Source organism: Legionella sp., assembly GCF_047605385.1.
Classification (GTDB): domain Bacteria; phylum Pseudomonadota; class Gammaproteobacteria; order Legionellales; family Legionellaceae; genus Legionella.
The window spans coordinates 1-7,558 of sequence record NZ_JASGFU010000097.1 but is presented as its reverse complement, the minus strand read 5'-3'; the positions used below and the strand labels follow the sequence as shown (position 1 = coordinate 7,558).

Below are 7,558 nucleotides of genomic sequence, written 5' to 3'. Positions count from 1 at the left end.
GCGCAGCACGCCTTAAGCATTAGTTTAGGATTCTTTCTACTTAAAAGTCAACTAAATATCATAAGCCTATTGGCATGGCATAATAGGTAGGTTGGTGCTAAGCGTAGCGCAGCCCAACATTCTGGGCTATTTTGTTGAGCTACGCTTAGCACCAACCTGCTTTATCAAGTCGCAGGACGTAGGCAGTGAAAAATTTGCTTAATGGCAATGACCCCAAAGGGATGTGAAGTAAAATCTTTATGTGGTTGTTAAGTCATTGGTGTCGGTGAACACTCTGCTCGTTCAGAACAATGATCAAAAAAATAACTCAATCTTTAATTAGAATTTTGATAATACAATAACATTTTGTCTAAAAAATGACACATAAAGTCTTGTCAAAATAAAGAGCAAATGATAATGTAGTAGAAATAAAACTTTATGCTCTTTTTTTGTGAGGTGTGGTGATGACGGATTATGCAGGACAACAAAATGCAGCCTTCTTAGAAAATAAAAGTTTATTTTTCAATCGCATTAAAGAGCAACACACCGTAAAAACTGCAGAAAGTAAAGACGTTATTAATGTGGATGAAAATGTAATTTCCGCGGTCGAAGGTTTAGCCTTAACCAAGAGCAATGATTATAAATTTTTGTTGACCAATTTTCATAGTCTCGAAGCGGAATTTTCACAAATGTTTGTGGTTTTAGAGAAGCAAAGAGCGCAACATAATGAAATTTTCTGGCTATACTGCTATTATAATGCTTCTCTTTTAGAAGCATTTTACGATGCTTATTCGCAATCTGCTCAAAAAGCACATTACACAGAATTAAAGCAACAAATTAAAGATCAATTGTTCAAAGAGAAAAAAGATAAAGAGCAAGAAGACAGCTTTATCCAATCATTAGAACAAAGTTTTATTAAGGGATTACGTAATTTAATCAATGCGCCATTTCATGCATCCAAAATCCGTGACTATGTGGGATTTTCTAACTTATGCCGCCTGTATTGGATTTTCTGCCGCTTAACCTTGACCAATGGTTTGATCCTAGCTAAGGAGTTGAAAATTCTCGAGCAGTTGGATGCGATTTTGGGTACTCATACTGATGTGGATAAAATCATATCGGTAATTCAGGCTCCCAATGGTATATTGAATTATTTTAGCGTTGGCCTATTTCTAGCTCGTTTTATAATTGACGCGGGTATGCTAGTAAAACATACTTGGTTTCCTAACAAAACGGAGCTTAGTGGTGATACAACATGTTATGATCGCTTAAAGTACGAGCTTTATAAACGTCAATTTAATTTTGGAAATGACCTTGTTTGGAGTTCAGTTAATTTTTTAACAAATTTTAATTATATTTCAAATCCAGTAGCTGCTGTAATTACTGCCATATTTTTAGGTTTTGACGTGTCTATGAATTTCTACAAGATGTATTTCGCAAGAAAAGAATATATAGAGAAAAAAAGCCAATATTCTTTTGACATTTCAGAGCATGAAAACCGAAAAAAATGTTTGAGTTCAGGTGATAAAGAGCACCAAATACATGATGCGCAAATTGCAATGTTAATTAAACAGTGTGACGAACTGGATTTACAGTTTCAAAAAAAACAAGCTACTTTATATTTTGGTGCAGGTGCCGCTGCGCTATTAATGACTGGATTTTCTGCAACAATCATTTTGACATCAACAGGTATGGTTGTTGCAAGTTTCTTTGCTTGCACCATTGCAGCGGCGATGTATTTTTCTATGAATCAATATTCACAATATAAAGAAGCGAGCTTACGTTTGAAGCAAAAACATGATATTGCCCAAAAAGAGTATGTAGCAGCACGCGATGATTTTATCTTTGTGATGGTAAAAAATACGTTAGCTCCAACTTTTTTAATTGCAACACTGGCTATTTGCTGGCCGGCGGCAATTGCATTTACTGCACTTTATATTGGGTGTGAAATGCATCATTCATACACTCAGCATAATGCAAAACAAGAAATAAAACGTATAGCTGTCGCTGAACCCAGAGAAGAAGATGTGCTTGATGTAGATGAAGATCGCTCATGTTTACCTTGTTTTTAACCATAAATAGCATAGATTGGGCTGCCAAGGACCACTAATTATGTTTTATTTCATCTTTTAATCGTAATGCCAGCTCATAAAGCTCATTTTTATTTGCATCGCAAAGTTTACACGCAATCACAACTGCTTGTTTCACTGGTAATTCCTCCAGTAATGCCCGCAACACTTTCTCATGCGCATGTCGCGATGCTTCTACTGGCAATGGTGGAATAATTAACACAAACTCTCCTTTAGTCCGTGCAGTTTCTTCGTTTAGCCACGCAATTATTTCTAAAGCCGTGCCTGAGATAAAGTGCTCAAAGGATTTAGTTAATTCTTTTGCCAATACTAAGTTGCAATGAGTACCATAAATCTCAGCTATATCTAGAAGACAATCAAGAATCCGATGTGTGGATTCATAAAAAATTAAGGTATGGGCATCCGAGCGCAAAAATTTTAATTTTTCCCTACGTGCATTTTGCTTTGCCGGAAGAAATCCTACAAATAAAAAGGAATCACAGGGAACTCCTGCAGCACAAAGAGCCGTAATTAATGCACACGCTCCCGGAATAGGAACAACCTCAATTCCTTGTTCTCGTGCAAGTTTAACCAAGACATAACCTGGATCGCTAATCAATGGTGTCCCTGCATCACTAATTACAGCTGCTGATTTCCCTGCCAAGAGTTGGTTGATAATCGCTTTGCTTTTGTCATTTTCATTATGGGCATGCAAAGATTCAAGATTGTTTTTGATGCCTAAAGAAGTTAATAATTGCAACGAATGACGCGTATCTTCCGCTAAGATAAAATCCACGGACTTCAATATATTCAATGCCCTATGTGTAATGTCTTCACGATTGCCAATCGGCGTAGCAACAATATAAAGCGTGCCTATTTCTGTTGCGAGCGTGTGTGTCATAGTTTATCCTTTGAGGTTATAACCTAATTTAGGTTTCTTAAAATATGCTAACAAAATTATATAAGATTCGTGTACTTACATTATTGACATCTACTTTATTACTTGGCCAGTGCACCAAGGCAGAGAATTCCAACTTTTCAACGCCTAAAGCATCGGCACCTCTTTCTGCACCAATTTCAGTTGTAAAGAAAAAACCAGAAAACCTCTATCCTAAATTGACTTCAGAATATCTTGCACAGGCAAAAACCTTAGCAGGAAGTGAACAGCAAAATTCTTTATTGATGGCTGCAGGCCGTGCTCTTTCCGAGGGATGGTGGCGTCAAAGTACGGCTATTTTAGCACAAACTGCTGATTTAACAGTTGCACAAAAGGATGAAAAGAATATTTTATTAGCGCAAATTGATCTGATGCGTGAGCATCCAAAAAGGGCATTAGAAAAATTAACGACGATTAACCAAATTAATTCACTTTCTAAGCCACAACAAGTGCAATTTCATGAATCTTTAGCGCAAGCCTATAATGCAACAGATAAGCCCATGGAATCGATTACTGAACGCATTAAGTTGGAACCGCTCTTAATTGATGAATACAGCCAAAAAAGCAATCATCGTAAGCTGTGGCTGACCTTAACCCATTTATCGCAAGTGGAATTGGATATGGCCATACGCGCCAATAGTCATTCTGAATTAGAGGGTTGGCTGCAGTTAGCGCAAATTTCTCGTCACTATCGTGATAATGCAAAATCTTTGCTTGCTGCTTTAGAGCAATGGCAAACACAGTATAGTACACATCCGGCAAATAATATTTTGCCTATCCCTCTGGATGCAATTGCTACGAAGATGATTAATCATCCCCAACAAGTTGCCTTACTCTTACCTTTAAGTGATGCTTTGAAAGGCCCGGGTACAGCCGTTCGCGATGGGTTTTTTGCAGCATATAAAAATGCGAAGGATGTGGTAAGCATGAACGTGAAAACCTACGATACCAGTAAAGGTGATGTTATTGCCTTATATCAAACAGCAGTTAGTGAAGGTGCTGATTATATTGTTGGCCCTTTAATCAAATCTCAGGTTGCTGCAGTGGCGGCAATTCCTCATCCTGTCCCTACGTTACTTTTGAATGATTCTGATACCATAGCACAAGAAAATTCCTATTTATTTGGACTTTCACCACTTAATGAAGCAGTACAAGTTGCCATAAAGGCGCATCGCAAAGGTTATAGCCGTGCCTTAGTCATTGCTCCTGGGAATGTTTGGGGAATGGAAGTGACCAAAGCTTTTGGTGCTCAATGGCAGAAGAAAGGGGGGACTGTAGTTGATACGTTCTTATACAGTACTCATGATGATTTAAATAAAAAAATGAGAGACTTCTTACATATTTCTCAAGGCCAACAGCGAGAAAAACGGCTTAAGGAATTATTGGGTTATCATATTCAATCAGTAATTAGTCGCCGCCAGGATTTCGATATGATCTTTTTACTGGCGTATCCATCAAAAGCACGACAAATTATGCCTTTATTAAAATATTATTTTGCTGCTGATATACCCGTATTTGCCACCGCAAGTGTCTATGGTGGCAATAAAAATGCTTTGAAAGACAAAGACTTAGATGGAATTATCTTTTGCGATATTCCGTGGGTTTTTTCACACCAAATGAGAAGGCGCAATTGGCCAGAGCAATTTAATAGCTATAATCGATTGTATTCTTTAGGTAAAGACAGTTATGCTTTAGCGACGCAACTAAATCAACTAATACTGTTTCCCGCGGATGAATCAACTACTGGAGATGGTATTTTATACTTAAAACCATCACAACATGTTGCACGTGTATTGGCGTGGGGGCAATTTCGCCAAGGTGTAGTGCATTCATTAGATGAGGCTGTATAATTGCTAACTCGTGAAAAAGGGCGCCTTGCTGAAGAGCAAGCCTTAACGTATTTAATAGCCCAAGGCATGCAGCCTATCGCGCAAAACTACTATTGCAAGATGGGAGAAATTGATTTGGTGATGCGCGATAAAGAGCACTTAGTTTTTATTGAAGTTCGTGCGCGTGCTTCGGCCAGTTTTGGTGGTGGTGTTGCCAGTATTACTTATGCTAAAAAGCAAAAAATTATAAAATCAGCATTACATTATATGTCAAAGCACAAGGTGCATAATCAATGGGCAATGCGTTTTGATGTCATTAGTGTTGATGGGCATTCAGCATCGATTACATGGATAAAAGATGCTTTTGGTATGGATTATTAAGATCATTCTCTAAATCACCGCTTCGGCCACCTTGATTACTTTAGTGTTGCGGGTAATGGTTTTTAATTTAGATGAAAATCAAAGAGTAAGGTTAAAAGAAATGGTACAATTGGAAGAAAGGGTAAGACACCTTTTCGGCATTAATATTGAAACCAAAATAGCACTTGCAGATGCCTTGTCTGATACCATTGCTAAAGCAGGTCAGCGCTTGGTTAATTGCTTATTGGGCGATGGGAAAATTTTACTATGTGGTAATGGTGGTTCTAGTGCCAATTGCATGCATTTTGCCAGTGCTATGTTTAATCACTTTGAAGTAGAGCGTCCTTCCTTACCAGTGTTTAATCTTTGCGCAGATACTGCCAGCATTAGTTCTTTTAGCAATGAACATCATTACAGCCAAGTTTTTGCCCGGCAAATTCAGGCTTTGGGGCATGAACAAGATGTATTGCTGTTATTAACTACTAGCGGAAACTCTGACAGTATGCTGCATGCTTTACAGGCAGCGAATGAACGCGGCATGGATACGATTGCTTTAAGTGGTCGTGATGGTGGTGTGTTGGCAACACATCTAGGCCCTGAAGATATTGAATTACGTGTTGCTTCAGACAGTTCCGCACGCATAAGAGAGATGCACTTGTTCATATTACATTGTTTTTGTGATTTAATTGACCAGTCTTTGTTTGGCCAGGTTCTAGGATAAAAAATGAGTTTAACTTCTAAATCAAAATCCATCACTTTAGTTTTGGCAACAGTACTACTTGCCGGTTGCGTTGCCGCAGTAGTGACTGGAGCTGCTGTTGGCATGGTTTATGACAAACGTGGTGTTATAACTATGGAGGCGGATGCACGCTTATTTCATGTGATCCATAAGGCAATTGTTACCAATCCGCAACTTAGAGATTCACGAATTTTAGTAACCAGTTTTAATCGCGTTGTTTTACTTGTTGGGCAAACGCCAGCAGCCTCATTGCGCGTTTTAGCGGAAAAAATTGCTCAAAGTACCCCAGGTGTACAGCGAGTGTATAATGAGGTGAGTGTGAAATACCCAATTCCGTTAACACAACGCACTAAAGATAGCTGGATTACTAGTCAAGTGCGCAGTAGTATGCTGACGAGAGCAGGGCTTGAATCAGGTTCTATCCGTATTGTTACTGAAAATGGAATTGTTTATCTCATGGGAATTGTTGACGCTTATCAAGCAAATTTGGCTGTTGATGTAGCCCGTCGAGTAAATGGAGTGAGGAAAGTCGTTAAAATTTTCCAATACATACATTAATATGTTGAAACAAGGATGTTTTTATTTACTAGCGACTCTGGCCATAAACTTTCTGTTTAGTTGCTCCGGCAGTAGCCTATGGACCGGAGCCACCATGGTTTATGATCGCCATGATGTGTATAAAAAAATTGATGATTATTACCTATACGTCCACATAAATAATGCCATTACCGTTGATCCTTTATTTAAAAACTGCAATTGTGCGCTTGATATTGCTGTATTTAACGGTGATATTTTGGTAACCGGCCATGTACCCACTGCAGAGATGCAAGAAGAATTACACCACAGATTGAACACAGTAAAAGGATATCGCCGAATGTTTGATGAGGTAAAAGTCAGCAATATCTCTTCTTCATCAATACAAGATGGCTGGATAACTACCAAAATTCGTAGCCAAATTTTTGCTGATGCTACTATAGATCCTAATGCCTTCAAGGTAGTTACTTCTGATGGTGTGGTCTATTTAATGGGGGATGTCCGTCCGTCTGAAGCAAAGAAAGTAATTTATATTGCACGCCATACTGTAGGTGTGGCACATGTAGTTAAGGTATTTAAGTATCTGGTTTATCAGCAGTAAATGTTGGCAATTCAGCTTGATAGCTCCACTATCAAGCTGAAGTATATATTAATGGAAGTGTCCCTTATCTGGTCTTTTTCTCATTTTTTTTAATTTAAACTCACGTAATAATCCAGTTGAACCATTTAGTTCATCCTCTTCTACATTATTATTTGAGTTAGATGGATGGGAGCGATAATGTTTGCGGTATTCTAGATGGTGCTTGTTATGTTTATGAGGTACATCCCCATAACGAGTTAACATTTTTTGTTGCAGGCTGGCTGCGGTGTGTTGAGTCTTATCAGGCATGTTATTTCCTTTATAAAGGTGATAAACATTACGTATTTATCCGAGAGAGGATAAATATGTTCCACACTTATAGTATAGACAGAACGAGCGATTGTTGTGTAAATTTTAAACAATTCATTTTAGAAAAGTAACTCCCCAGGTATTTAATTGAGCTCACCGGGCTTCCTCTCTCCACCGCGCGCAGCGTGGGGGAGAGGGATCAAGGGTGAGGGGGATTAAATA

At 38.4% G+C, this 7,558-nt stretch carries 8 protein-coding genes; 6 read left to right on the top strand and 2 right to left on the bottom strand.

Annotation, left to right across the window (positions count from 1 at the left end):
- Positions 1-443: 443 nt before the first annotated feature.
- Positions 444-2,051 (top strand): hypothetical protein, encoded by a 1,608-nt coding sequence (locus QM652_RS13550; RefSeq protein WP_415076685.1) that lies wholly within the window; start codon positions 444-446, stop codon positions 2,049-2,051.
- A 34-nt stretch (positions 2,052-2,085) separates the two neighbouring features.
- Here the strand turns inward: QM652_RS13550 and rsmI are convergent, their stop codons facing one another.
- Complete coding sequence (gene rsmI, locus QM652_RS13545) at positions 2,086-2,949, bottom strand: 16S rRNA (cytidine(1402)-2'-O)-methyltransferase (protein ID WP_415076683.1); 864 nt, start codon at positions 2,947-2,949, stop codon at positions 2,086-2,088.
- A gap of 44 nt (positions 2,950-2,993) precedes the next feature.
- On the opposite strand from rsmI, the gene QM652_RS13540 reads away from it, so the two are divergent.
- The 5 genes from QM652_RS13540 to QM652_RS13520 all read left to right on the top strand — a co-directional run bounded on the left by QM652_RS13540 (position 2,994) and on the right by QM652_RS13520 (position 7,048).
- On the top strand, positions 2,994-4,835 hold the full coding sequence (locus QM652_RS13540; RefSeq protein ID WP_415076681.1) for a penicillin-binding protein activator: 1,842 nt from the start codon (positions 2,994-2,996) through the stop codon (positions 4,833-4,835).
- The gene (locus QM652_RS13535; protein WP_415076679.1) at positions 4,836-5,195 is read left to right on the top strand and encodes a YraN family protein; all 360 of its coding nucleotides are present in this window, start codon (positions 4,836-4,838) and stop codon (positions 5,193-5,195) included.
- A 100-nt stretch (positions 5,196-5,295) separates the two neighbouring features.
- Complete coding sequence (locus QM652_RS13530; protein ID WP_415076677.1) at positions 5,296-5,895, top strand: SIS domain-containing protein; 600 nt, start codon at positions 5,296-5,298, stop codon at positions 5,893-5,895.
- Between the two features lie 3 nt (positions 5,896-5,898).
- Positions 5,899-6,471 carry a BON domain-containing protein gene (locus QM652_RS13525; RefSeq protein WP_415076675.1) on the top strand — a complete coding sequence of 191 codons (573 nt, stop codon included), beginning with the start codon at positions 5,899-5,901 and terminating at the stop codon, positions 6,469-6,471.
- A 1-nt stretch (position 6,472) separates the two neighbouring features.
- A complete protein-coding gene (locus tag QM652_RS13520) occupies positions 6,473-7,048 on the top strand; it encodes a BON domain-containing protein (RefSeq protein ID WP_415076673.1) in 576 nt (191 codons plus the stop codon).
- A 48-nt stretch (positions 7,049-7,096) separates the two neighbouring features.
- Here the strand turns inward: QM652_RS13520 and QM652_RS13515 are convergent, their stop codons facing one another.
- On the bottom strand, positions 7,097-7,336 hold the full coding sequence (locus QM652_RS13515) for a hypothetical protein (protein ID WP_415076671.1): 240 nt from the start codon (positions 7,334-7,336) through the stop codon (positions 7,097-7,099).
- Positions 7,337-7,558: the final 222 nt, after the last annotated feature.

Bases quoted from the DNA above. Each gene is read 5' to 3' on its own strand.
- QM652_RS13550 (WP_415076685.1), top strand. From the start codon at position 444: ATGACGGATTATGCAGGACAACAAAATGCAGCCTTCTTAGAAAATAAA.
- rsmI (WP_415076683.1), bottom strand. From the start codon at position 2,949: ATGACACACACGCTCGCAACAGAAATAGGCACGCTTTATATTGTTGCT.
- QM652_RS13540 (WP_415076681.1), top strand. From the start codon at position 2,994: ATGCTAACAAAATTATATAAGATTCGTGTACTTACATTATTGACATCT.
- QM652_RS13530 (WP_415076677.1), top strand. From the start codon at position 5,296: ATGGTACAATTGGAAGAAAGGGTAAGACACCTTTTCGGCATTAATATT.
- QM652_RS13525 (WP_415076675.1), top strand. From the start codon at position 5,899: ATGAGTTTAACTTCTAAATCAAAATCCATCACTTTAGTTTTGGCAACA.
- QM652_RS13520 (WP_415076673.1), top strand. From the start codon at position 6,473: ATGTTGAAACAAGGATGTTTTTATTTACTAGCGACTCTGGCCATAAAC.
- QM652_RS13515 (WP_415076671.1), bottom strand. From the start codon at position 7,336: ATGCCTGATAAGACTCAACACACCGCAGCCAGCCTGCAACAAAAAATG.